We start from the raw sequence: 23460 nt of genomic DNA, 5'->3' as shown, positions 1-23460 counted from the left end.
GGGTGGACGAGACGTGGGTCACGCCAGGACCTCGACCCCGAACGCGAACTCGCGCACGGCCCCGGGCTCCAGCCGCACGTCCGCGGCGCAGTCGGCGCGGTTGAACGCGTCGGTCAGCGTCTCGACGGGCTCGACCGCGACGGCGGCCCGCTCGCGCCGCGCCAGGCCGTCGCCCGTGTACACGTGGACGAGCCCGCGGTCCTGCCACACGGCGAGCCCCTGCCCGGTCGCGGGGTCGCGCACGAGCGTCCGCGCGCGGCCGTCGGCGTCGGTGCGCAGGTCGGCGAACGCGTGGTCGAGCCGCACGCCGGCGAGCGGCAGCGGCCCGACGCCGTCGATCGCGCCGAACGCCTCCGCCCCCGCGAGCGGGAGCAGCCCGGCGTCGGTCACGACGGCGTGCCGCGCCGGGACCGTGAGCTCGAGCCGGTCGATCGTGGCGTGCCCTGGGACGCGCAGGTAGGGGTGCCAGCCCAGAGCGACGGGCGCGGCGGTCGCTCCGTCGTTGCGGGCCCGCAGCGTGACGCCCAGCGAGCCCGCGTCGAGCACGTACTCGACCTCGAGGGCGAGCGCGAAGGGGTAGCCCGCGTGCGCGTCAGGGGCCACGGACGCGCGGAGCGTGACGGACACCGGTCGCACCGGGTCCCCGTCCGCGGGGCGCACGGGGTCCTCGTCGTCCCGGTCGACGACCGTCCAGTCGAGCGTGCGGGCGAACCCGTGCATGGTGAGGGGCTCCCACGGCAGGACGGGGGGCACCTCGTGCTGCACACCGTCGAACACGTACTCCCCGCCGGAGAGGCGGTTGACGAACGGAGCCATGAGCGCCGACCGCGCGGCGTCGTGCGCGGCGACCTCGGCCTCGTCGGCGTACCCGTCGACGAGGTCCTCGACGCGCTCGACCCCGTCCGCCCCGCGCCACGGCGCACGCCAGGCGAGCACGGCCGCACCTCGCAGCGCCACGACGAGCTCGGCCCCGGACGGGTGGTGCAGGCGCACCGCGGGGACGGCCGGGGTCGTGTCGCTCGCCACGCTGAAAGCGTTGCTGCAAACCGTTGCAGATGTCACGAGGAGCGATCCTCCCGCCCGGCGGACGAAAAGACAACTCCGGCACGACGCCGACGGGCGGGGACACCTGCCGGTGTCCCCGCCCGTCCGTGGCGTGCGCTGGTCCTGCCGCGGCGGTCAGCCGGCCGAGGACTCCGTGTCGAGCGACTGCTCGGCCGCCAGCGCCGCCTCGAGCGCCTGCTGGAGCCGGTCCTGCGCCTCGCCGTAGGCGGCGAAGTCGCCCTCGGCGAGTGCCGCCTGGCCGTCCTCGATCGCCTGCTGCGCCTGGCGCAGCGCCTGGTCGAGCTCGGCGCGCGCGCCGCCGTCCACGGTGCCGCCGTCGGCCGGCGGCGCCGGCTCCTCGGTGGCCGGCGGCTCGGTGCCGGGGTCCGTCGTCCCGGGGTCGGTCGTGCCCGGGTCGGCGGTCTCCCCCTCGGCCGGCTGGTCCGGGACCTCGGTCTCGACCCCGCCGTCGGCGTCGCCCGCGTTCGCGCCCGAGTCCCCGCCGAACACCTGGTCCAGCGCCTCGTCGAGCGTGTCGGCGAAGCCGATCTCGTCACCGAACGACACGAGCACCTTGCGCAGCAGCGGGAACCGCGTGCCCTCGGTCGACTGCACGTAGACCGGCTGGACGTACAGCAGGCCGCCGCCCACGGGCAGCGTCAGGAGGTTGCCGTTGATGACCGTCGAGTCACCGCGCCGCAGCGCGAGGAGGCCGTCCGCGGCGGTCGGGTCGGTGTTGAAGTTGTTCTGCACCTGCCCCGGTCCGGGCACCGTCGCGTTGCGCGGCAGCTCCAGGAGCCGCAGCGTGCCGTAGTCCTCCGACCGCACACCCGCCTCGTTGCCCGGCTCCGCGTCGACCGCGAGGAACCCGGTGAGGATGTTGCGGTCCGAGCCACCACCCGGGATGTACGTCGACATGAGCGAGAACGTCGGCGCCTCCTGGCTCGGCATCTGCAGCGTGAGGTAGTACGGCGGCTGGGCGGGCTTGACCGTCCCGCCGACCGTCGGGTCCTCCGGGATGCGCCAGAAGTCCTGCTGCGTGTAGAACTCGTTCGCGTCGTCCACGTGGTAGCTCGCGAGCAGCGTGCGCTGCACCTTGAACAGGTCCTCGGGGTAGCGCAGGTGGCTCATGAGGTCGCCCGAGATGTCCGAGAGCGGCTGGACGGTGCTCGGGAACACCTGGCTCCACGCCTGGAGGACCGGGTCCTCGACGTCCCACGCGTACAGGTCGACGGAGCCGTCGTACGCGTCGACCGTCGCCTTGACCGAGTTGCGGATGTAGTTCACCTGCTGCGGTGCGAGCGCCTCGACCGAGTTCGCCGCGACGAGCGAGTCGCGCGTCGAGTCCTCGAGCGACTCGGACGTCGAGTACGGGTAGGCGTTCGACGTCGTGTAGCCGTCCACGATCCACTTCACGCGGCCGTCCACGACCGCCGGGTACACGCGCCCGTCGAGCGTGAGGTACGGCGCGACCTTCGCGACGCGGTCGCGGGGGCTGCGGTCGTAGAGGATCTGCGACTCCTCGGTGACGCGGTCGGAGAAGAGGATCTGCTCGGACCCGAACTTCAGCGCGTACAGCACCTTGTTCATGAACGACCCGACGCTCGGGCCCGCCGCGATCTCCTGCGTCGGGAAGGTGTTGCTGACCTGACCGGCGTCGTCGTCGACCGGGTAGTCGAGCTCCCACGGGTCGGTGCCCTCGGGCGCGCCGACGATCGAGTACTGCGGCGCCTCGGGCGAGAAGTAGATGCGCGGCTCGTAGCCGCCGGCGTCGGTGAACGCGCCGGTCGACGGGATCGAGCCCTCGTAGAACGCCGGCCGGCCGTCCGGACCGATCTGGTTGCCGTACGCGGCGACGACGCCGAAGCCGTGCGTGTAGACCGTGTGGTCGTTGACCCAGTTGCGGGCGTCCGCGCCCAGGCCCTCCTGGTTGAGCTCGCGCACCGCGATGACGGTGTCGCGGCTCTCGTCGTCGATCGTGTACCGGTCGACCGACAGCGACGGCGAGAACTGGTAGTACTGCTTGTTCTGCTGGAGCTGGCTGAACGACGGGCTGACGATCTCCGGGTCGAGCAGGCGGATCGACGCCGTCGTGTCGGCGTCCTCGCGCAGCGCGCCCGCCTCCGCCTCCGTCTTGGCGTTGTAGGCCTCGGTCTGGACGTCGTCGATCCCGTACGCCGACTTCGTCGCGTCGATGTTGCGCTGGATGTACTCCTCCTCGAACTCCTGCGCGTTCGGCGTGACCTGGAAGCGCTGGACGACGCTCGGGTAGATGCCGCCGATCGCGATGGCCGACACGACCATGAGGCCGACGCCGATCGCCGGGAGGCGCCAGTTGCCCCGCACCGCCGTCACGACGAACAGCGCCGCCACGAACAGCGCGACGACCGTGAGGATCGCCTTGGACGGGATGACGGCGTGCACGTCCGCGTAGGACGCGCCGTCGAACTTGGCGCCGCCCGAGGTGAGGATCGAGTACCGGTCGAGCCAGTAGTTGGCCCCGATGAGGATCAGGAGGAGCGCGGCGGTCACCGAGAGCTGGACGCGCGCGGCCGTCGTCGTGCGCGGGCCCGCGTCGGAGCCGCCGCCGATGCGCAGCCCGCCGTACAGGTAGTGCGTCGCGACCGCGGCGATGCCCGCGATGATGACGACGGCCATGAGGAAGCTCACGACGAAGCGCAGCGCGGGCAGCGTGAAGACGTAGAACGACAGGTCGATGCCCCACTGCGGGTCCGTCGTGCCGAACGGCACCGAGTTCAGCGCCAGCAGGACGGTCTGCCACTGCGACGCCGCGGCCGCGCCGGCGAAGAAGCCGACGAGGGCGGGCGCGACGATCATGACGACCTTGCGCAGCGGCTCGATCGCCTCGCGGTACTGGTCGAGCGTCGCCTGCTCGGGCGTCGACGGCGCGTAGATCGGCCGCGACCGGTACGCGAGCGAGAACGACAGGAAGACGAGGCCGCCCATCACGAGGAACCCGCCGACGAACAGGGCGATGCGCGCGCCCCACTGCGTCCACAGGACGTTCGCGAAGTCGAGCTGCCGGAACCACAGCACCTCGGTCCAGAACTGGGCGAGCAGGAGCAGGAGGACAACGAGGGCGCCGACGACGGCGATCGCGATCCCGATCGGGCTCCGGCGCCGGGCGGGCCGCGCCCCGGAGGACGGCCGGCGGGGCGCTGCGGCGAATGACACGGTGGGTATACCTCTTCGGTCGTGGCTCGGGCGTGCACCGGGGTCAACGCCCGGTCCTCCCCCAAGGTTCCCACGGTCCGCGGCCTCGTGGGGGACGTCACGACCGGGGCACCGCCCGTCCACCGCCGGTCGGCGCGCGATGGGGGACCATGGGGGCATGTCCCAGCCTGACGACGCCTCCCCCTCCACCCCCGCGCCCGGCGCCGAGCCCGTCGCGCCCGGCGGCCCGACGCCGCAGCACGCCCTCGCGCTCGCCGTCCACGAGATCGAGGCGCACGCGGCGGACGCGGGCTGGGACGCGCCGCCGCGGCTCTTCGCCCTCGTGGCGACGGCGGGTGCGCTCGCCGCGGACCCCACGCTCGCGGACCGGCTGCCGCCCGACGTCGTCGCCGCGGCCGCCGCCGACCCGCACCACCTGCTCTCGATCGAGCAGGAGGGCTTCGCCGTGGACGGCGACCTCGAGGACGGGCTCGCGCGCGTCGCCTGGCCCGCGACGGTCGACGGCACCGCGCTCGTCGTCGAGCGGATCGTCCTGCCCCCGGCCGCCGAGGAGGGCGTGCCCGACGACCCCGACGCGGCGCTCGACTACCTCACGTCGCACCCCGACCGGCAGGACGTGCGCCTCGCCGTCGGCGTGCTGCGCGACGGCCCCACCTGGTGCGCCGTCCGGTCGCGCGCGCACGACACGGCCACCGACGTCGCGGGCGGACCCGACCTCGTCCCCGGCCTCGTCACCGCGCTGCGCGCGACGCTCGAGGACTGACGCGAGCGGCCGTCGTCAGCGCGCCTCGCACGTCGCGAGCGAGTCGCCCTCGCCCGCGCCGATCGCCTCCATGGCCGCGCGGGCGTCGGCCAGCGTCGAGACCGCGGCGACGTGGAGGCCGTCGGGGACGTTGCCCACGACCTCCGGGCAGTTGGCCTGCGGCGCGAGGAACCACGTCGCGCCGTCGCGCAGGGCGCCGTACAGCTTCTGCTGGATGCCGCCGATCGGGCCCACGTCGCCCTCGACGCTCATGGTGCCCGTCCCCGCGATGACGACGCCGTTCGCCTCGTCCTCGGGCGTGAGCTGGTCGACGATGCCGAGCGCGAACATCGTGCCCGCGCTCGGGCCACCGATGTCCTCGATCTGGATCGACACGTCGACGGGGAAGTCGAACGTCGGGTCGATGAAGACGCCGAGCAGCGCGGTGTCGCCGCCGTCCGTCGTCGTCACCGTGAGATCGGTCTCCGCGCCGTCCCGCAGGACGCCGAGCGTCACGTCGGCGCCGGGGTCGACCGCCTCGAGGCCGTCGATGAGGTCCTGGTACGTCGGGACCGGTGCGCCGTCGAGCGCGACGATGACGTCGCCCGGCTGGACGACACCGTCCGACCCGCTGCCCGGGACCGCGGCCTCCACCGTGAGCGTGGCCGGCACCTCGTACCCGAGCTCGGTGAGCGCCGCGACCGTGGCGTTCTCCTGCGAGGAGATCATCTCGGCCTGGCCCTGCTGCTCGGTCTCCTCCTTGGTGCGGCCGGTCGGGAACACCTCCTCGACGGGGCGCACGCTGCGCGAGCGGTCGAACCAGCCCTGCACGACCTGGGCGAGGTTCACGGGGTAGCCCGGGCCGCCCGCGACGGAGACGGTGGTCAGGCGCAGCTCGCCCGTCGAGTCGAAGGTCTCGGCGCCCGTGATGGAGATCAGCGGCGTGCCGCCCTGCTCGCCGAGCGTGTCCTCCGTCGGCCCCGGCGACCGCACCGCGTAGGGCGCGGGCAGGATCGCCAGGCCCGCGACGAGCAGCGTCGTCGCGAGCAGCGAGATGCCGAACGTCAGGGACCGGCGGGTCACGGGCGGCGGGTCGTGCTCGTCCTCGGCGAGGAGGGCGTCGAAGGAGGGGGCGTCGCTCACCGGGACATCATCCCCGAGGATGCTGGGATCTCCCTGCCGACCGCGCCCGCGTTCCCCGACCTGCCGGCGTCGGCCGGCGGTCAGGGGCGTCGCGACCGCGCCTGCCGCCACACGGCCGCGGTCCCGAGCACCGCCACGGCCGCTCCCGCGGCACCGAGGGCCGCGGCGTCACGACCGCCGAACCGCAGTCCCGCGACGCCCACCCGGCCGCGCACCTCCGCGAGCAGCACCTCCAGCGCCGCGGCGCCCGACCACGTCGGCGACCACCCGGCGTCGTGCAGGCGCCCGGCCGAGACCGACCACGGGTGCACGACGAACGCCAGGTCGCTCGCCGGGGACGGCAGCACCCCGACCCGGTGCAGCCGCTCGGCCGCGCCGAACGCGGTCGCCGACGGGAGCTGGACCGTGCGCAGCCCGGCCGCCGCGGCCACCGTCTCGGAGTCGAGCGCGTCGGGCAGCGCGTCCCGCAGCGGACCGGCCGTCAGCCCGCCGACGAGGCCGCCGTCGAGCGCGACACGGACCGCCGCGACGACGTCCTCGACGTGCACGAGGTGCCACGTCCGCTCCCCGCCGCGGACCGTGAGCAGGCGCGGGGCCTCGAAGTGCCGCGTGAGGAGCGTGTCGATCCCGGGCCCGACGACGACCACCGGCCGCACGAGCCCGAGCGGCACCCCGTGGAGCGCCTCGCGCAGCGCGTCCTCGAACGCGGCCACGTCCCCCGCGAAGCCGGGTCCGTCGTCGACGGCGACCGGGTCGTCGTCCTCGATCACCGCGCGACCCGGCGTCGCCCCGTGCACGGCGGCCGAGGTCACCGCGACGACGTGCTCGATCCCCGCGGCGACCGCGGCCTCGCCCGCGCGCCGGCCGAGGAGCGCGAGCCGTGCGCGCTGCTCGGCGTCGGTCTTCGCGCGCGGCGCCCCGAACTCCCCCGCCGGAGCGACCACGACGAGCCGGCGCGCGCCGTCGGGCCACCCGTCCGCGTCCACGGGAGACGCCTCGGCGGCGCCCAGCCCCCGGCGGACCGCGTCCGCGACCTGACCGACCCCGACGACCACGACGGGGTCGCGCGGAGGCGTGACGGGCCCGACCACAGGGTCCTCCCCCGGCTCGCCCGGGGGCTGTCCCCCGGCGGGGACCGCGTCGCTGCGCCGTGAGCGAACCCGGCCCTCGGACATGGCCCAGCCCCCGTTCTCGGCGGTCGATCGTGGTTACGGTGATCACCGACGCTACCGTGAGGAGTCGCCATGAGCAGCCTTCCCCCCGACCGCACGCCCGGACCGGACGACGACACGCCCTTCGACCCGCGGTTCGAGGAGCTGCTCCGCTCGATGCTCGGACCCGACGCGGACGAGGCGCTGCGCGAGCTCCGTGCCCGCGGCCTCGACCCCCAGGCGCTCGCGGCCGGGGGCGCAGCGGACCCCCAGCTCTTCCAGCACGTCCTCGCGCAGGTCCAGCGGCTGCTGTCGACGCCGAGCGACGGCCCGGTGAACACGGACGTCTCGCACGACGTCGCGCGCCAGGTCGCCGTCGCCGAGGGCGACCCCTCCGTCACGACGGCGCAGCAGCGGGCCGTGACCGAGGCGCTGTCCGTCGCCGAGCTGTGGCTCGACGCCGTCACCGACCTCCCACCCTCGGGCGGGCGCGCCCAGGCCTGGAGCCGGTCCGAGTGGGTCGAGCACACGCTCCCCGCGTGGAACGAGCTCGTCGCGCCCGTCGCGGCCTCCGTCGCCGACGCGCTCGCGACGGTCCTGCGCGACCAGCTCCCGGAGGGCCTCGGCGACGACCCGTCCGCGCTGCCCGGGGTCGGGTTCACGCTCCCCGGCCAGGTCCCCGGGCTCCCCGCCGGCGCGCTCGGGCTGCCGGGCGACCCCGCGGCGCTCATGCGGCGCCTCGGCGCGGCGGTCTTCGGCATGCAGGTGGGCCAGGCGGCGGGCACGCTGTCGCGCGAGGTCTTCGGTGCCACCGACGTGGGGCTGCCCCTGCTCGACCAGCCCGGGACGGTCCTCCTGCCCACGAACGTCGAGGCGTTCGCCGAGGGTCTGGACGCCCCCGCCGACGAGGTCCGCCTGTTCCTCGCGCTCCGCGAGGCGGCCCACGCGCGCCTCTTCACGCACGTGGCGTGGCTGCGCGGCCACCTGCGCGGCCTCGTCGACGCGTACGCACGCGGCATCACCATCGACCTGTCGGCGCTCGAGTCCCAGCTCTCCGACGTCGACCTCACCGACACGGACGCCCTCCAGCGCGCCCTGTCCGGCGGCGTCTTCGGGCTCCAGAACACTCCCGAGCAGCAGGCCACGCTCCTGCGGCTCGAGACGACGCTCGCGCTCGTCGAGGGCTGGGTGGACGAGGTCACGGCCACCGCCGCCCTTCCCCACCTGCCCCACGCGGTCCCGCTGCGCGAGATGCTGCGGCGCCGGCGCGCCGCGGGCGGTCCCGCCGAGCACACCTTCGCCACCCTGGTCGGCCTGGAGCTGCGTCCCCGACGCTCGCGCGACGCGGCGGCGCTGTGGGCGCTCATCGCCGCGCAGTCCGGCGCGAGCGCGCGCGACGGCGTCTGGGACCACCCCGACCTGCTGCCCGACGCGACGGACCTCGACGACCCCGCGGGCTACGAGAGCCGGCGGGCCGTGACCCGCATCGAGGAGGCCGACGTCGACCGCGCGCTCGAGGAGATCTTCCGCGCCGCCGAGGGGGCGGGCAGCGCGGAGCCCCCGACCGGGACGACGGACGACGCGACCGACGACGGGCCGACGGACGCGGGCGGCACCGCGCGCTGAGCCCTGGGCGTCCTGCCGCTCAGGGACCTTCCGACGTCGCGTCGGCCGCGAGCCCGGCGTCCTCCACGGGGGCGCCGGGCTCGTCGCCGTCCGGCTCGAGGTCCGCGTCGCGCGCGAACGAGACGCCCTCCAGGAAGCCGCGCGCCCGGTCCGTCCGCGGGTAGGACTCGAGCAGCTTCCAGAACCCGGGGCCGTGGCCGGCGTGGAGCAGGTGGGCGAGCTCGTGGAGGAGCACGTAGTCGAGCACCCACGGGGGCATCCCGCGCACCCGGGTCGAGATGCGGATCGTCCCGTCGATGAGGGTGCACGACCCCCACCGCCGGTCCTGGTTCCCGGACCAGCGCACGCTCGTCGGGTGCGCGCGGCCGTCGAGGTACTTCTCGGACAGCTCGAGGGCGCGACGCTCGAGCTCGTCGTCGGAGGGGCGCCGCCGCCGCTCGGAGTCGGCCAGGCGGTCGAGCATGCGCTGGACCCACTCGCGCTCCTGGGCGCGGGTGAAGCGCGCCGGGATCGCCACGATGGTGCGCTCGCCGTCGCGGTAGGCGCTCACCGTGCTCTTGCGTCGGCGGCTGCGCCGAACCTCCACGATCGTCTCCCGGACCACGCTCAGACCGTAGTGGTTCTGGCCACGAAAGGGCAGGGCCCCACGCCGCGCGGTGGGGATTTCCGCGCCACCGGGTCGACCGGACGTCGCGAGGAGCTGTGCTCCCGGTCAAGGAACCGCCCGTGAACCGCCGTCGAGGTCTGCCTGTGGACAACTCCGGTCGAAGGGCGCCGGCGTGCCAGGCTCGTCGCGGGCGGCCGACCGCGCCGCCCGCCCCACGACCTGCGGAGGACACGTGCAGCGACGACGCGTGCTGCGACCCGAGGCCCCGCTGCTCCGGCGCGCCCCGGGCGAGGTGCAGGTCGGCACCGACCCACGCTGGTCGGTCCGGCTCACCGGGCTCGAGCCCGCTGAGGAGGAGTGGCTGCGCGTGCTCGCGGCGCCGTCGGGCCGGCGCGGTGAGGGCGTCGAGACCGGGCCGCCGTCGCCCGGTCGACGGGCCGCGCTCGTCCGGCTCCTCGACGAGGCGCACCTGCTCGTGCCCGCCCGCCGACGACGCCCGGTCTCGCCCGCCCCCGGCCACGGCGAGGCGGACGTGGGCGTGCTCTCGGCGCTGCGGCCCGACGGCGCCGGGCACCGCGTGCTCGCGGCCCGCGCCCGGGCGACCGTCGCCGTCGTCGGGCTGGGGCGGGTCGGGGCCTCTCTCGCCGTGCACCTGGCGACGGCCGGCGTGGGCACGCTCGTCCTGGAGGACCGTGGCACGGTCCTCACCACGGATGTCGGGGTGGGCGCGTACCGGCTGCGCGACGTCGGGGCGCCCCGCCACGCCGCGGTCCGGCGGCTCGTCGAGGAGGTGGCCCCCGGCATGGTCGTCACCTCGGGCGCGGACGCGCGCCGCCCGTCGGCCGACGTCGCCGCGGCGTTGGGGGCACCGGGGCTGCTGCCGGACGTCGTGGTCGTGGTCGAGCACGGCGCGGCGGACCCGGAACGGGTCGGGAGGATCGTGGGAGAGGGAGTGGCGCACCTGTCGGTCGTGGTGCGCGAGGCCGACGTCGTCGTCGGACCGTTCGTCCGGCCGGGCCTCGACCCGTGCCTGACGTGCGTGGACCTGCACCACGCGGACGCCGACCCGTGCTGGCCTCAGCTCGCGCGGCAGCTGCGCGCCCGTGCCGTGCGCGCGGTCGAGGAGTCGTCGCTCGCGGCGTCGGCGGCCGCGGTCGCGCTCGGTCAGGTCCTGGCAGCCCTGGACGGGCTGGTGCCCCGCACAGCCACGGCCCGCATCGAGATTCCTGCTCCCGATGCGGTGCCGCGGCTGCGCGAGACGGGTCGCCACCCGCGGTGCGGGTGCGACGAGCTGGCGCGTACGCCCCCGGACGGGGCGCCGCTCACCATGTCAGGCCGCCGTCGAGGCGCCGACTGACGCCCCGGCCTCGACGCGCCCGGCCTCCTGCGCCTGGCGCTCGGCCTCGCGGGCGAGCACCTCGGCCTTGCTCGGACGGCCGCGGCCGCGCTTGCGCGCGACGACGACGCCGTCCACGAAGACCTCGCCACCCCAGACGCCCCAGGGCTCGCGACGCTCGATCGCGCCGGCGAGGCAGCCCTCGACGAGGGGGCACGTGCGGCACAGGGCCTTGGCCTCCTCGACCTCGGCGGACCGCTCGGCGAACCAGAGCTCCGGGTCGTTGGTGCGGCAGGGCAGCAGACCCGCGAGGAGACGGTCGAACTCCGCGGAGTCCTTCTCGCCGAGGGGCGTGGCCAGCGGTTGGTGGGGAACCCAGGGGCCGGATCCGCCCTGGGCAGTGATGTTGTCGAGCAGCGCGGTGAGCCGCACGATGTCCTCCAGTGATGTCCTGTCGTGGGTGTGAACGTCGTCGTCACAGGACCCCGAGGACAGCGGTCCCCGTCATGGGAGACGGGAGAGACCGGTGATCCTCATCGGCAGACGTGCTCTGGAGAACACGAAGGCCACGGGTCCGAGACGGACTCCGCGGCCTGGAAGGCTCTGGTCGGTCAGACCAGACGTGTCCTGGAGGCGGAGTCGGGAGCGGGGCGGGTGACGAAGGTGCCGCCGCGGTGCGCGGTTGCACGCGGACGGAGTCCTCCTGGCGTGCCCGTGTAGACGGACGCGTTATCCAGCAGGTTCGCCATGGCGATCTGGTTCTTCATCAGCTTTCCCACCCCCTCTCTCCGTTCGAGGCCCGCCTCCCGGCGCGCCCCTCTCCAACAGGACTCGTCGACCATATGACGCGCGTCGCAGGACGCACAACTTATTTACGAGAATTTCTTCGACGAGTTCTGACGGCCGTCCCGGACCCGCCGGAACGGCTCCACGTCAACGCTCCGCGCGGCTCACGATCTCGAGGATCGTCTCGCCGTACCGCTCGATCTTCGCCGGCCCGAGCCCGTTGATGCGGGCGAGCGCCGCCGTGCTGGTGGGCCGCGTCTCCGCGATCGCCGCGAGCGTGGTGTCCACGACCACCGTGAACGCGGGCTTGTCGGTCTCCTGCGCGACCTGGCGCCGCCACTCGCGCAGGCTCTCGAACAGCTCGCGGTCGTACTCCCCCGTCAGCCGCAGCTTCGCCTGCCCGGCCCGCGGACGGCGCGCCCCGTGGGCACCCGGCTCGTCGGGCCACAGCCCGTCGAGGAAGCGGGTCCGGCGGCGTGTCGCACGACCACCCGGGTTGCGCGACCGTGCGAACGACAGCTCGAGGTGCTCGCGAGCGCGTGTGATGCCCACGTAGAGCAGCCGCCGCTCCTCCGCGATCGCCTCGTCCGTCTCGGCGAGGGAGATCGGCATGAGCCCCTCGCTCGTGCCCGCGAGGAACACCGCGTCCCACTCGAGGCCCTTGGCCGCGTGCAGCGACGCCAGGGTCACGCCCTCCACGGTCGGTGCGTGCTGCGCGGCGGCGCGCTCGTCGAGCTCGGCCACGAACGTCGCGACCGTCGGGGCCGGCCCCTCGGCCGCCCGCGCGAGCGCCGCGACGTCGTCGGCGAGCGCGACGAGCGCCTGCGTGGACTCCCACCGCTCACGGGCCGCACCGCGTGCGGCGGGAGGCTCGGGGGCCCACCCGGCGGCGGCGAGGACGTCGCGCACCGTCTCCGGCATCGCGACGTCCGGGTCCGCAGACCGGGCGGCGCCGCGCAGGAGCACGATCGCGTCGCGCACCTCCTTGCGCTGGAAGAAGCGCTCGCCGCCCCGGACGAGGTAGCCGATGCCCGCGTCCGCGAGCGCCGACTCGAACGCCTCCGACTGCGCGTTGGTCCGGTACAGGACCGCGATCTCGCTCGCGCGCGTCCCGGTCGCGAGGAGCCGCGCGATCCGCCGGGCGATGCCGGTGGCCTCCGCCTCGTCGTCGTCGTACGCGGTGAACGCGACCGGCGGGCCGGCGGGCCGCTGGGCGACGAGCTCGAGCGCCTGGTGCGCACCGCCCGCGCGCCCGGCGCGCGCGAGGAGCTGGTTCGCGAGGTTCACGACCTGCGGCGTCGAGCGGTAGTCGCGCACGAGCCGGATGACCTGGGCGCCCGGGTGCGTGCGCGAGAACGTGAGGAGGTGGTGCGGCGTCGCGCCCGTGAACGAGTAGATCGTCTGCGACGGGTCCCCGACGACGCACAGCTCCTCACGCCCTCCGAGCCACTGGTCGAGGACGAACTGCTGGAGCGGGGAGACGTCCTGGTACTCGTCGACGACGAAGTGGCGGTACTGGCGCCGCACCTCGTCCGCGACCCCGCCCTGCGTCGAGAGCATGTCCCCCAGCATGAGGAGCACGTCCTCGAAGTCGATGACCGACCTCTCGGTCTTCACGTCCTCGTACGCCGTGATGAGGCGCGCGACCGTCTGGTGGTCGTAGCCCGCGGGAGGCTCGCGGTCGATCGCCTCGCACGCCCGGACGTAGTCGTCGGCGGTGACGAGCGAGACCTTGGCCCACTCGACCTCGGACGACAGGTCGCGCACCGCGACACGGTCGACGCCGACCCCGAGGCGGCGCGCGGACTCGGCGATGACCGGGGCCTTGTGCTCGAGGATGCGCGGCGGCGCCCCGCCGACCACCTTGGGCCAGAAGTAGCCGAGCTGCCGCAGCGCCGCGGCGTGGAACGTCCGCGCCTGGACGCCCGTCGCGCCGAGCTCGCGCAGGCGCGTCCGCATCTCGCCCGCGGCCCGCGCCGTGAAGGTCACGGCGAGCACGCTCGTGGGGGCGTACACGCCGGTGCGGACGCCGTAGGCGATGCGGTGCGTGATCGCGCGCGTCTTGCCCGTCCCCGCACCGGCGAGCACGCACACCGGACCGCGCAGCGCGACCGCGACGTCGCGCTGGTCGGGGTCGAGCGCGTCGAGGATCTCGTCGGCGGTGCGCAGGGACGGCGGACGTGAGGCCGGTGGCGTGGACATCACCCGCGATTCTCGCAGGCGCCGGTGACACGCGGGTGCTCGCCGTCCCGGACGCGTCCGGGGCAGCAGGCCCGGGCACGGAGGTGGCGCGGAAGGTTTGCGGGCCGGGAGCCCCGGCGGGAACAGCGCGCCGGCCGCCGGTGTTACGGTCACGACCGATTGCCCGCGGCACGCGCCGCCCGGACCAGCACCTGGAGAGCCCTCGATGAGCACCGCCCCGACCCTTCCCGACGCCGGCTCGATCGTCATGTACTCGACGAGCTGGTGCGGGTACTGCCGCCGCCTCAAGACGCAGCTCGACTCCGAGGGCATCGGCTACACCGAGGTGAACATCGAAGAGACCCCGGGGACCGCGGAGTTCGTGGAGTCGGTCAACGGCGGCAACCAGACGGTCCCGACCGTCGTCTTCCCCGACGGCTCCGCCGCGACCAACCCCTCGCTCGCCGAGGTCAAGCAGCGCCTCGCCGCCTGACCCTTCCCGGTTGTGGGCATGACATCTCGGGGGGCTCAGGTGCCGGGGAGGCGGTCGCCGAACCAGTCCTCGACGAGCGAGCGCGCGATGGACGCGCGGCCCGGGAGCAGCACGTCTCCCGTGCGGACGGCGGCAGCGAGCTCGGGGCGGGTGAACCACCGCGCGTCGGTGAGCTCGACGCCGTCGACGTGCAGCTCGGTCGTCAGCGCCCGCGCGGCGAACCCGAGCATGAGCGACGCCGGGAACGGCCACGGCTGGCTCCCGCGGTAGGCGACCTCGCCGACGACGACGCCCGCCTCCTCCGCCACCTCGCGCCGGACCGCGCTCTCGAGGGACTCGCCCGGCTCGACGTACCCGGCGAGCGTCGAGAAGCGCCGCTCGGGCCAGTGCGCGGCGTGGCCGAGCAGCAGCCGCTCGTCGTCACCCTCGCCGTGCACGACCGTCATGATGACCGCGGGGTCCGTGCGCGGGTACAGCTCCACGCCCTGCGCGACGCAGCGCCGCGTCCAGCCCCCGTTCTCGACCGTCGTCCGCCCCCCGCAGCGCGGGCACCGGGTGTGGCTCGCGTGCCACGCCGCGAGGGCGACGGCCTCGGTCGCGAGCCCCGCCAGCGGCCCCTCGAGCCCGCCGACGAGCTCGCGCAGGCCCGACCACGACCGCTCGCGCGCGAGCACGGCGAACGGGTCGGAGGCGTCGACGCCCTCGATGTCGACCTCCTCCGCGTCGGCGTCGTCGGGCAGGACGAGCGCCACGTACGCGACGCCGTCCCCCTCACCGAGGAAGAGCCAGCGTGCCTGGTCCTCGTCGGCGGCGGCACCGACGTCGGCCAGTGCCGCCGGGTCGAGCAGCGCGACGCCGTCCGTCGGGGCCGGCCCGGCGAGCGCGAGGCGGCCGCGGTGGACGAGGACGACGCGGGTCGTGGCCTCGCCGCGCAGGGTCCGCACGAGGTCCGGCTCGCCGCGGCGGTGGGCCGCGCGGTCCAGGACCGCCGCGTCGAGCGGCAGCGGGAGGTCGCGGAGGGTGGTCCTGGGGAGCGTGCCCGACGACGGTCGGGAGGCGGGGGTGGTCACCCTCCGACCGTAGGCCACGCGACCGGCGTGGGTGCCCCGGGGGGCGGGCGGGGAGCGACTACCGTGGTCGGGTGCCTCGCTCACCGTTGACCCTCGCCGCGCTCGCGACCGCCGCCGTGCCGGGTCTCGACGCCCGCAGCGCGCTGGCCGTCGAGGACCCGGGCGACTACGACACCGCCGTCGTGACCGACGCCGACGGCGCCCGGTGGACCGTGCGCGCCCCGCGCAGCCTCCAGGCGGGGGCAGCGCTCGAGGCCGAGGCGGAGCTCCTCACCTCGCTCCAGCTCTACGCCGACACCGGCGTGCTGTCCTTCGCGGTGCCCCGCATCAGCGGGACCGCGCTCCTGCCGGAGGGTGGGCGCGCCGTCGTGCACCCCGCGCTCGACGGCACGACGCTCGACGTCGACGTGCTGCGCCCCGGGCCCGGGCTCGCCGCCGACCTCGGCCGCGTGCTCGCGTCGATCCACGAGCTGCCCCGCACGATCGTCGACGACGCCGGGCTGCCCGGGTACGACGTCGAGGAGTACCGCGCCCGGCGGATGGCGGAGCTCGACGAGGCGGCGGCGACCGGGAAGGTGCCGACGGCCCTCCTGCGCCGCTGGGAGACGGCGCTCGAGGACGTGTCCCTGTGGCGGTTCCAGCCGGTCGTCGTGCACGGTGACCTCGGCCCGGAGCAGGTCCTCGTCGCACGCGGCCGCGTCGTCGCCGTGACGGACTGGGCCGGCGCTCGCGTCGCGGACCCCGCGGACGACCTCGCGTGGCTGCTCGTCTCCGCGCCGCCCGAGGCGATCGACTCGATCATGGAGGCGTACCAGCTGCGCCGCACCGAGCTCACCGACAAGCACCTCGTGGACCGCGCGCTCCTCGTCGGCGAGCTCGCGCTCGCGCGCTGGCTCCTGCACGGCGTGCGGCACGGGCTCGACGACGTCGTCGCCGACGCGCTCGACATGCTGGCCGACCTCGACGACGCCACGCAGGACGCCGACGACTGACCCGGCCCGGCGTCCCGGCGCACGACGCCCGCGCCCGCGGGTCCTCCGTGGGTCAGCCCGCGAGCAGCGCCTCGATCTCCTCCTCGCCGAGGAGCCGCCGCGGGCGCACGGTCTCGTCGGACGCGACGTAGTAGAACGCGGCGTTCACCTTCTCGAGCGGCAGCCCCGTCCACCGCGACCACGCGAGCCGGTAGACCGCGAGCTGCACCTCGCGCACGCTGCGCGCGGCGACATCCGTGGGCGCCCGTCCCGTCTTCCAGTCGACGACCACGACGGCGTCGCGCGCGCCTCCGGCGTGCTCCGGCCGCTCGGGGAACACCGCGTCGATGCGCGAGCGCAGCACCGTGTCGCCGACCGGGGTCTCGACGTCGACCTCCACCGCGACGGGGGTCCGGGTGGCCCACTCGGAGGCGAGGAACGTCCGCTGCAGGGTCTCGAGGTCCGCGTCCGGGTCGAGGTCGTCGTCGTCCGCGCCGGGGAGGTCCTCGACGTCCAGGAGCGACGACGTCGTGAAGTAGCGCTCGGCCCACAGGTGGAACCGCGTGCCCCGGCGCGCGTGCACGGTGGGCTCGACCGGGACGGGGCGCCGCAGGTGCAGCGCGTACTCGTCGCGGTCGGCCGCGAGCCGCACCAGGCTCGACGCCGACACGTGCGCCGGGAGCTCGACCTCGCGGCCGGAGCGCTCGGCCCGCTCCGCGAGCAGGACCCGGGCGAGCGCGACGAGGTCGCGGCCCTCGGCGTCCATGAGCACGCCCACGGGCGCGGTGAGACCCGCGGGGCCGCCCCCGCCCCCGCGGGACTCCGCGGGGTGCGCCTCGTCGTCGTCCACGGCGACCCCGGTGGGCGCCGCGTCACGGGCGCCGGCACCGGACGTCGTGCCCCCTCGGGTGCGGGCCGCGCGGTCGAGGGCAGCCCGCTCGACGGCTGCCGCGGTCCGGCGCAGGACCGCGCGTGCCGACCCGACGGGGGCGTCGTCAGGCACCGGCCACTCGCCGGTCACCTCGGCGTCCTCGAGCGGGTTGGTGTCGTCGGGCCCGGGCGGGGCCGACCAGCCGTCCGCCGCCACGACCCCGGACTCCACGAGCTCGAGGAGGAACGGCGAGAGCACGCGCGGGCGCGAGCCCGTCTGCCACCACGACGCCGTGAGGTACAGCTCACGGCGCGCCCGGGTGAACGCGACGTAGGCGAGCCGGCGCTCCTCCGCGAGCTGGTGCTCGCCGCTCGCCGCCCGGAACTCGTCGCGCCGCGCCACGAGCTCCTTGGTGTCCGACGCGAGGTCGAAGCGGAACTCCGGCAGGTCGGCGGCGTCGCCGCGCAGCGGGTACGGGAGCTGGCTCACGTCGGTGAGCCACCCGCTGTCCGCGCGCACCCCCGAGGACGACTGCGCCGTCGTCGGGAACACGCCGTCGACGAGGCCGGGGACGACGACGACGTCCCACTCGAGACCCTTCGCGGCGTGCGCGGTGATGACCTGCACGGCGTCCGGGTCCGGCTCGCGCACCGGCAGGTCCAGCCCGTTCTCGCGCGTCGAGGCGACGCCGAGCCACGCGAGGAACGCACCGAGCGTCACGACGTCCGCCGTCTGGGTGAACGTCGCGGCGACGTCGCGGAAGGCGTCGAGGTGCTCGCGCGCCCGGTCGCTCACGGCCTCCGGGTCGGCGAGCCGGCGCGACGCGAGCAGCGCCTCGTTCGTCACGGCCTCGACGTCGAGACCGAGCGCGCGCTCCGCCTCGACGACGAGCTCCGGCAGCGACAGGTAGGTGAGCCCGCGCAGCGCCCGCAGGGTGCGCGACAGCGCCGCGAGGCGAGCGCGCCCCGGCGCCGTGAGCGTGCGACCGTCGCCGGCGGGCTCGCCCGGGTCCGGCAGGTCGTCCAGGGCGTCCACGATCGAACGGTGGTCGGCGACGTCGCCCTCGACGACCACGAGGTCCGCGCCCTCGCCGTCCGCCGCAACCGCGCGCCGGCGCGACCCGAGCGCGCCCTCGTGCCGCGCGAGGTCCGCGGCGCGGCTCCCCAGGGCGTGCAGGTCCGCCGACCCGAGGTTGAGCCGGGGCCCCGTGAGGAGCCGGACGAGCGCGTCGCCGCGCGACGGGTCGTGCACGGCCTCGAGGAGCGCGACGACGTCGACGACCTCCGGCGTCGTGAGCAGACCACCGAGGCCGACGACCTCGACGGGCAGTCCCCGGCGGCGCAGCGCGACCTCGACCGCGGCGAACTGGCTGCGCTTGCGGCACAGGACCGCCGCGGTGACGCGCCCGCCCGGGGCGCCCGCGGGCCGCCAGCGTGCCGCGACGAGCTCGGCGACGGCCGCGGCCTCCTCCTCGGCCGTCGCCGCCACGTGCGCCGACACCGTGCCTGTGCCGGCGCCCGGGCGCAGCGCGAGCGCCGGGACCTCGACCCGGTCGCGTCCCGCCCCCGCTGCGCTGCGCAGCGGGCCCGCGGTGACGTTCGCCGCCGCGAGCACCGCGGCGTCGTTGCGCCACGACGTCGACAGGAAGCGCACCGTCGACCGGTCGCCCGTCACCCGCGGGAACCGCTCGGGGAACCGCGCGAGGCCGCCCGCGCTCGCGCCGCGCCAGCCGTAGATCGACTGGTGCGGGTCGCCGACGGCCGTCACCGGGTGCCCGCCGCCGAACAGGCCCGCGAGGAGCTCGACCTGCGCGTGCGACGTGTCCTGGTACTCGTCGAGCAGGACGACGCGGAACCGCGCCCGCTCCGTCTCCCCCACGACCGGGACCTCGCGCGCGAGGCGGGCCGCGAGCGCCACCTGGTCGCCGAAGTCGAGGGAGTCCGTGGCGCGCTTGCGCCGCCGGTACTCCGCGACGACGTCGAGCAGCCGGACGCGCTCGGCGACGTCGCCGACGAGCTTCTCGACCTCCTTGGTCCGGGCCTTCTGCCGCGGCCCGAGCGGCAGCGCGTCGAGCTGCTCGACGATGTCGGCGAGACGGTCCCGGGCCTCGCCCGGCTCGAGGAGGTGCTCGCCGAGCGCGCCGGACAGCCCGAGCACCGCGGCGACGACCGTGCTCAGCGCGCGGTCGGTGCCGAGGTCGTCGTCCCACCCCTCCACGACCTCGGACGCGAGCTGCCACTGCTGCGCCTCGCCGAGGAGCCGCGCGCCGGGCTCGACGCCCACGCGCAGGCCATGGTCGCCGACGAGCGAGGCGGCGTACGCGTTGTAGGTGGCGACCGTGGGCCGGTCGAGCAGCGAGAGGGCGGACGACGCGCCGCCCCGGGCGCGCGCGAGCTGCGCGAGCCGCACCTGGACGCGCTCGGACAGCTCGCCCGCCGCCTTGCGCGTGAAGGTCAGGCCGAGCACCGCGTCCGGCGCGACGAGCTCGTTCGCGATGAGCCAGACGACGCGCGCCGCCATGGTCTCCGTCTTGCCCGAGCCTGCCCCGGCGACGACGAGCGTCGGCTCGAGCGGTGCCTCGATCACCTCGACCTGCTCCGGCGTCGGGCGGGGCCGGCCCAGCAGGTCCGCGATCCGCGTCGCGGACAGCGTCGGGCGCGACGGCTCGGCCGTGCCGGCCGTCGTGACCTCGGGCGCGACCACGACGCCGTCGGCGGCGACCAGCCGGACCGACGGCGTCGGCTCCGGGAGCTCGAACAGCTCGCTGCTCACGCGACCACCCTCCTGCCCTCGGGCTGCACCGGGCACGCGCGCCGCACCGGGCACATCTCGCACAGCCCGTTCTGGCGGGCCGTGAACGTCGCCGCCGACATCGTCCCCGCGGCCTCCTCGACGAGGTCGCGCGCCCAGCTCGAGCCGTCGGGTGCCGGGTCGAGCGCGGGCTGCGGGACGACGGCAGGGCCGACGTGCGTGCTGCCCACGTAGACGAGCTGCGCCCCCGCGCTCCGCGTCCCCTCCGGCACGTCGAGCGCGCCCGCCTCGACCGCGAGCTGGTACGCGCCGAGCTGCGGGTGCTCGGCGCCCTCCGCCTTGGTCGCGGTACGCCGTCCCGTCTTGAGGTCGACGACGCGGACCTTGCCCTCCCCCGCGGCCTCGACCCGGTCGATCGTCCCGCGCAGGCGCGCCCGCCCCACGGTCACGTCGAACGTCGGCTCGACGAGGAGCGGCTCGCCCGCCTGCGCCACGTAGGCCGCGAGCTTCTCGATCATGCGCTCCGCACGACGGCGGAGCTGGCGCGTCGGCCAGCCCTCCGGCAGCGCCAGCTCCGCCCAGCGGCGGTCGAGCTCCGCGCGCAGCTCGGCGAGCGAGCCCGACGGGTGGGTCTCCGCGATCGAGTGCACGAGCGTACCGAGGCTCTGGTGCGTCGCGTCCGGCGCCGTGCCGCCCGCGGCCTCGAGCGACCACCGCAACGGACAGGTCGAGACGGTCTCGACCTTCGACGGCGACACCGTGACCATCTCCTCCGCACCGCGCAGGGGTGCGGCGCTCGACACGCCCGCGACGCCGTACCAGGTCTCGGGGCGGGCCTCCGCGACACCGAGCTCGCCCAGGTCGGCCAGGAGCGTGGCCGCGGCGACCGCGCGCGCGTCCAGCGCGCCGTCCTCGGCGAACCCGCCCGGGCCGGCCTCGCGAGCCGCCGCCTCGACGAGCACGCCGCGCGCGACGGCGACGAGCCCTCGCAGGTCCAGCGGGGCACCGACGCGCACGTGACGGCGCGCGTCCGGGTCCTCGCCGGGTGCCGGGGCGGCGCCCGGCCCACCCGTCGCCGCCGGCCGCGGGGACCCGCCGTCGGGCCCGTCGGTGCCGTCCGGGCCCGCGCCCGGCCCCTCGGGAGCGGCGGGCGGGACGACGAGGTCGCAGAACACCGACGGCGCCTCCTCCGCGTCCTCGACCGCCGTCACCACGAGCCGCCGGGTCGCGCGCGACGTCGCGACGACGAACGCGCGCAGCTCGTCCGCGAGCACCTGGGCGCGCGCCTGGGACCCGACGCCGTGCGCGTCGTGCGCACGGCCCGCGAGGAGCTCGACGAGCGCCTGCGACCCGAGCAGCGAGTCGCGCAGGCGCAGGTCGGGCCAGACGCCGTCCTGCACGCCCGCGACCACGACGACGTCCCACTCGCGCCCCGCGGCGCCCGCGGGCGTCAGCGCCGCCACGGCGTCGGCACCGCTCGCGCTCGCCGCGAGCGAGTCCGCGGGCAGGTCCTGCGACGCGAGGTACTCGACGAACGCCTCGGCCGGCGCGCCGGGCATGCGGTCCACGAACGTCTCCGCCGCGCGGAAGAGCGCGAGCACCGCGTCGAGGTCGCGGTCCGCGCGCGCCCCGGCCGGTCCGCCGTCGAGCGCCGCCGACCGCCACCGCTCCGCCAGACCGGTCGCCGCCCACACCGCCCACAGCACGGTCTGCGCTGTCGCGCCGGGCTCGGCCGCCGCCGCCCGGCCCGCCGCGAGCGCGCGCGCGACGGCGGCCGGCCCGCGACGCACGGTGGGCGGGAGCGTCGCCGCGCGTGCCGGGTCCAGCAGCAGCTCGACGAGCAGCGCGTCCGACGAGCGCCCGCCCCCGCCCTCGAGCTCCTCCGCGCGCAGCGCACGCCGCAGCCGACGGAGCGCGACGACGTCCAGGGCGCCGACCGGCGACGTGAGCAGCGCCGCAGCGGTGAACGGGTCCAGGGCACCGACGTCATCCGCGTCCGCGACGCACACGCGGACCGCGGCGAGCAGCGGCGCGACGGCCGGCTCGTCCCGCAGCGGGACGTCGGAGCCGAGCAGCGTGACCGGCACCGAGGCGGCGACGAGCTCGCGGCGCAGCGCCGCGAGGCGGGTCCCGGTGCGGGAGACGACCGCCATCCGGTGCCACGGGGTGCCGTGCAGCAGGTGCTCGGCCCGCAGCTCGCGCGCCACGAACGCGGCCTCCTGCGCGACGGCGGAGAGCACGACGACCTGGACGGGCGCGGCAGCGCCGGGCTCGCCGCCCGACCCGGTCTCCCGGGGTGCGCCCACCTGACCGGACGCGTCGGCGGCGCCGCCCGCCACGTCGACCGGCACGCCCCGGGGCGCAGCGCCGCGGTGCACAGCACCGGCGACGGTGCCGACCTGCGCGGCGACCCGGCGCGTCACGTCCCGCAGCGCGGCATCCTGCCGCCACGCCGTGCCGAGCACGGCCACGCGCGCGCCGAGCTCGCCCCGCCGGGCCCCGTCCCGGCGCGCGGGGGCCGAGGCGCGACCGACGAGTCCCGGGCTCGCGCCGCGGAACGTCTGCACCGCGGAGTCGGGGTCGCCGAGCAGCACGAGCCGTGCGCCGTCGTCGGCCAGCACGTGCAGGAGGCGCGCCGTCGCGACCGTGGCCTCCTGGTAGTCGTCGACGACGACGAGGTCCCAGCGCGGCCGGGCGGCGTCGGGCACCTCGTCGTCCCACGCGAGGAGGGCCTCGGCCGCCTCGTCGACCACGATCGCCGGGTCGAACCGGGCGCCCGCGTCCGGCGTCCCCGAGCGCAGCGCGGTCACGTCGAGGTACTCCGCGAAGAGCTGGGCGCCCAGCGACCACTCCGGCCGCTCGTAGCGGTCGCCCAGCGCGGCGAGGTCCGCGGGCGTCAGGCCGCGCTCGGCGGCACGCATGAGGAGGTCGCGGAGCTCCTGGCGCAGGCCCCGGAGCCCGAGCGCCTCCTCCGGCAGGCCGGGCGGCAGGACCAGCGGCGAGCCCAGGTGCGCGAGGTCGCCCTCGAGGTGGCCCTCCAGCAGCTCGGAGAGCACGAGGTCCTGCTCCGGTCCGGAGATGAGCGTCGGGACGGGCTCCCCCAGCGCGGCCGCACGTTCGCGCAGCACGGCGAAGGCCGCCGACGCCGCGGTGCGCACCATCGGTGCCCCGACGGTGCGCCGCGCGCGGGCCGACAGGCGGTCGCGGAGCGCCGCCGCCGCGCGGCGCGACGAGGCGAGGAGCAGGACACGCTCGGGGGCGAGGCCGTCGGCGAGCGCCGCGAGCACGACCTCCTGCGCGACGAGCGTCTTCCCGGTGCCGGGCGCCCCGACGACGAGCGTGGCCCCCGGGCCCGCGGCCGCGGCGAGCGCCGCCCGCTGGGAGTCGTCGAGCGTGACGTCGGCCTCGTGGTCGCGAGGCCGCGCGACGAGGCGAGGGGCGGTCGTCCGGGGCACGGACCCGATCCCATCACGTGCCACCCACACCGCGGGCA

The 23460-nt window shown here is 76.1% G+C and carries 16 protein-coding genes; 5 read left to right on the top strand and 11 right to left on the bottom strand.

Annotated elements, in window-relative coordinates; translation table 11 throughout:
• Positions 1 to 18 precede the first annotated feature (18 nt).
• Positions 19 to 1026, bottom strand: a complete 1008-nt coding sequence (locus ACN9MS_RS06435; RefSeq protein ID WP_426311194.1) for an aldose 1-epimerase — start codon at positions 1024 to 1026, stop codon at positions 19 to 21.
• 153 nt (positions 1027 to 1179) lie between these two features.
• Positions 1180 to 4239 carry a UPF0182 family protein gene (locus ACN9MS_RS06430; RefSeq protein WP_426311193.1) on the bottom strand — a complete coding sequence of 1020 codons (3060 nt, stop codon included), beginning with the start codon at positions 4237 to 4239 and terminating at the stop codon, positions 1180 to 1182.
• A 157-nt stretch (positions 4240 to 4396) separates the two neighbouring features.
• Here ACN9MS_RS06430 and ACN9MS_RS06425 point away from each other — a divergent pair, with 157 nt between their 5' ends.
• Complete coding sequence (locus tag ACN9MS_RS06425) at positions 4397 to 5002, top strand: PPA1309 family protein (RefSeq protein WP_426311192.1); 606 nt, start codon at positions 4397 to 4399, stop codon at positions 5000 to 5002.
• Between the two features lie 15 nt (positions 5003 to 5017).
• Here ACN9MS_RS06425 and ACN9MS_RS06420 read toward each other — a convergent pair whose 3' ends face one another.
• Together ACN9MS_RS06420 and ACN9MS_RS06415 are read right to left on the bottom strand one after the other, a co-directional pair.
• Positions 5018 to 6124 (bottom strand): YlbL family protein, encoded by a 1107-nt coding sequence (locus ACN9MS_RS06420; RefSeq protein WP_426311191.1) that lies wholly within the window; start codon positions 6122 to 6124, stop codon positions 5018 to 5020.
• A gap of 80 nt (positions 6125 to 6204) precedes the next feature.
• Positions 6205 to 7215 carry an NAD-dependent epimerase/dehydratase family protein gene (locus tag ACN9MS_RS06415; RefSeq protein WP_426311190.1) on the bottom strand — a complete coding sequence of 337 codons (1011 nt, stop codon included), beginning with the start codon at positions 7213 to 7215 and terminating at the stop codon, positions 6205 to 6207.
• A gap of 153 nt (positions 7216 to 7368) precedes the next feature.
• Here ACN9MS_RS06415 and ACN9MS_RS06410 point away from each other — a divergent pair, with 153 nt between their 5' ends.
• Positions 7369 to 8901: a zinc-dependent metalloprotease gene (locus tag ACN9MS_RS06410; RefSeq protein ID WP_426311189.1), complete on the top strand. Its 1533-nt coding sequence runs from the start codon at positions 7369 to 7371 to the stop codon at positions 8899 to 8901.
• Between the two features lie 19 nt (positions 8902 to 8920).
• Here the strand turns inward: ACN9MS_RS06410 and ACN9MS_RS06405 are convergent, their stop codons facing one another.
• Positions 8921 to 9505, bottom strand: a complete 585-nt coding sequence (locus ACN9MS_RS06405) for a YgjP-like metallopeptidase domain-containing protein (protein WP_426311188.1) — start codon at positions 9503 to 9505, stop codon at positions 8921 to 8923.
• Positions 9506 to 9755: 250 nt separating this feature from the next.
• Here ACN9MS_RS06405 and ACN9MS_RS06400 point away from each other — a divergent pair, with 250 nt between their 5' ends.
• The gene (locus tag ACN9MS_RS06400; RefSeq protein ID WP_426311187.1) at positions 9756 to 10865 is read left to right on the top strand and encodes a ThiF family adenylyltransferase; all 1110 of its coding nucleotides are present in this window, start codon (positions 9756 to 9758) and stop codon (positions 10863 to 10865) included.
• Here the strand turns inward: ACN9MS_RS06400 and ACN9MS_RS06395 are convergent.
• The 3 genes from ACN9MS_RS06395 to ACN9MS_RS06385 all read right to left on the bottom strand — a co-directional run bounded on the left by ACN9MS_RS06395 (position 10839) and on the right by ACN9MS_RS06385 (position 13832).
• The gene (locus ACN9MS_RS06395) at positions 10839 to 11276 is read right to left on the bottom strand and encodes a WhiB family transcriptional regulator (protein WP_082918948.1); all 438 of its coding nucleotides are present in this window, start codon (positions 11274 to 11276) and stop codon (positions 10839 to 10841) included. The two genes, ACN9MS_RS06400 and ACN9MS_RS06395, sit on opposite strands and share 27 nt — an antisense overlap.
• Before the next feature lie 179 nt (positions 11277 to 11455).
• A complete protein-coding gene (locus ACN9MS_RS06390; protein WP_156532979.1) occupies positions 11456 to 11611 on the bottom strand; it encodes a hypothetical protein in 156 nt (51 codons plus the stop codon).
• A 166-nt stretch (positions 11612 to 11777) separates the two neighbouring features.
• On the bottom strand, positions 11778 to 13832 hold the full coding sequence (locus ACN9MS_RS06385) for an ATP-dependent helicase (RefSeq protein ID WP_426311186.1): 2055 nt from the start codon (positions 13830 to 13832) through the stop codon (positions 11778 to 11780).
• Between the two features lie 205 nt (positions 13833 to 14037).
• On the opposite strand from ACN9MS_RS06385, the gene ACN9MS_RS06380 reads away from it, so the two are divergent.
• Entirely contained in the window at positions 14038 to 14304 is a 267-nt protein-coding gene (locus ACN9MS_RS06380; protein ID WP_053369708.1) for a mycoredoxin, read from the top strand.
• A 35-nt stretch (positions 14305 to 14339) separates the two neighbouring features.
• On the opposite strand, the gene nudC is transcribed toward ACN9MS_RS06380, so the two are convergent.
• On the bottom strand, positions 14340 to 15374 hold the full coding sequence (nudC, locus tag ACN9MS_RS06375) for an NAD(+) diphosphatase (RefSeq protein WP_426311185.1): 1035 nt from the start codon (positions 15372 to 15374) through the stop codon (positions 14340 to 14342).
• Positions 15375 to 15445: 71 nt separating this feature from the next.
• Here nudC and ACN9MS_RS06370 point away from each other — a divergent pair, with 71 nt between their 5' ends.
• Positions 15446 to 16366 (top strand): phosphotransferase, encoded by a 921-nt coding sequence (locus ACN9MS_RS06370; RefSeq protein WP_426311184.1) that lies wholly within the window; start codon positions 15446 to 15448, stop codon positions 16364 to 16366.
• A 52-nt stretch (positions 16367 to 16418) separates the two neighbouring features.
• Here ACN9MS_RS06370 and ACN9MS_RS06365 read toward each other — a convergent pair whose 3' ends face one another.
• The gene (locus ACN9MS_RS06365; RefSeq protein ID WP_426311183.1) at positions 16419 to 19988 is read right to left on the bottom strand and encodes a UvrD-helicase domain-containing protein; all 3570 of its coding nucleotides are present in this window, start codon (positions 19986 to 19988) and stop codon (positions 16419 to 16421) included.
• Positions 19985 to 23422: a PD-(D/E)XK nuclease family protein gene (locus tag ACN9MS_RS06360; protein WP_426311182.1), complete on the bottom strand. Its 3438-nt coding sequence runs from the start codon at positions 23420 to 23422 to the stop codon at positions 19985 to 19987. The genes ACN9MS_RS06365 and ACN9MS_RS06360 overlap by 4 nt, the downstream gene beginning before the upstream one ends.
• Between the last annotated feature and the right edge of the window lie 38 nt (positions 23423 to 23460).

Origin of the sequence: Cellulosimicrobium sp. E-16, assembly GCF_049913115.1 — a bacterium.
Taxonomy (GTDB): domain Bacteria; phylum Actinomycetota; class Actinomycetes; order Actinomycetales; family Cellulomonadaceae; genus Cellulosimicrobium.
Note: the sequence above shows the minus strand (reverse complement) of the source record. Positions and strands in the feature narration are given on the sequence as shown.

Coding starts and splice junctions, on each gene's coding strand:
- ACN9MS_RS06390 (WP_156532979.1), bottom strand. CDS start 11,611: ATGAAGAACCAGATCGCCATGGCGAACCTGCTGGATAACGCGTCCGTC.
- ACN9MS_RS06385 (WP_426311186.1), bottom strand. CDS start 13,832: ATGTCCACGCCACCGGCCTCACGTCCGCCGTCCCTGCGCACCGCCGAC.
- ACN9MS_RS06425 (WP_426311192.1), top strand. CDS start 4,397: ATGTCCCAGCCTGACGACGCCTCCCCCTCCACCCCCGCGCCCGGCGCC.
- ACN9MS_RS06380 (WP_053369708.1), top strand. CDS start 14,038: ATGAGCACCGCCCCGACCCTTCCCGACGCCGGCTCGATCGTCATGTAC.
- ACN9MS_RS06410 (WP_426311189.1), top strand. CDS start 7,369: ATGAGCAGCCTTCCCCCCGACCGCACGCCCGGACCGGACGACGACACG.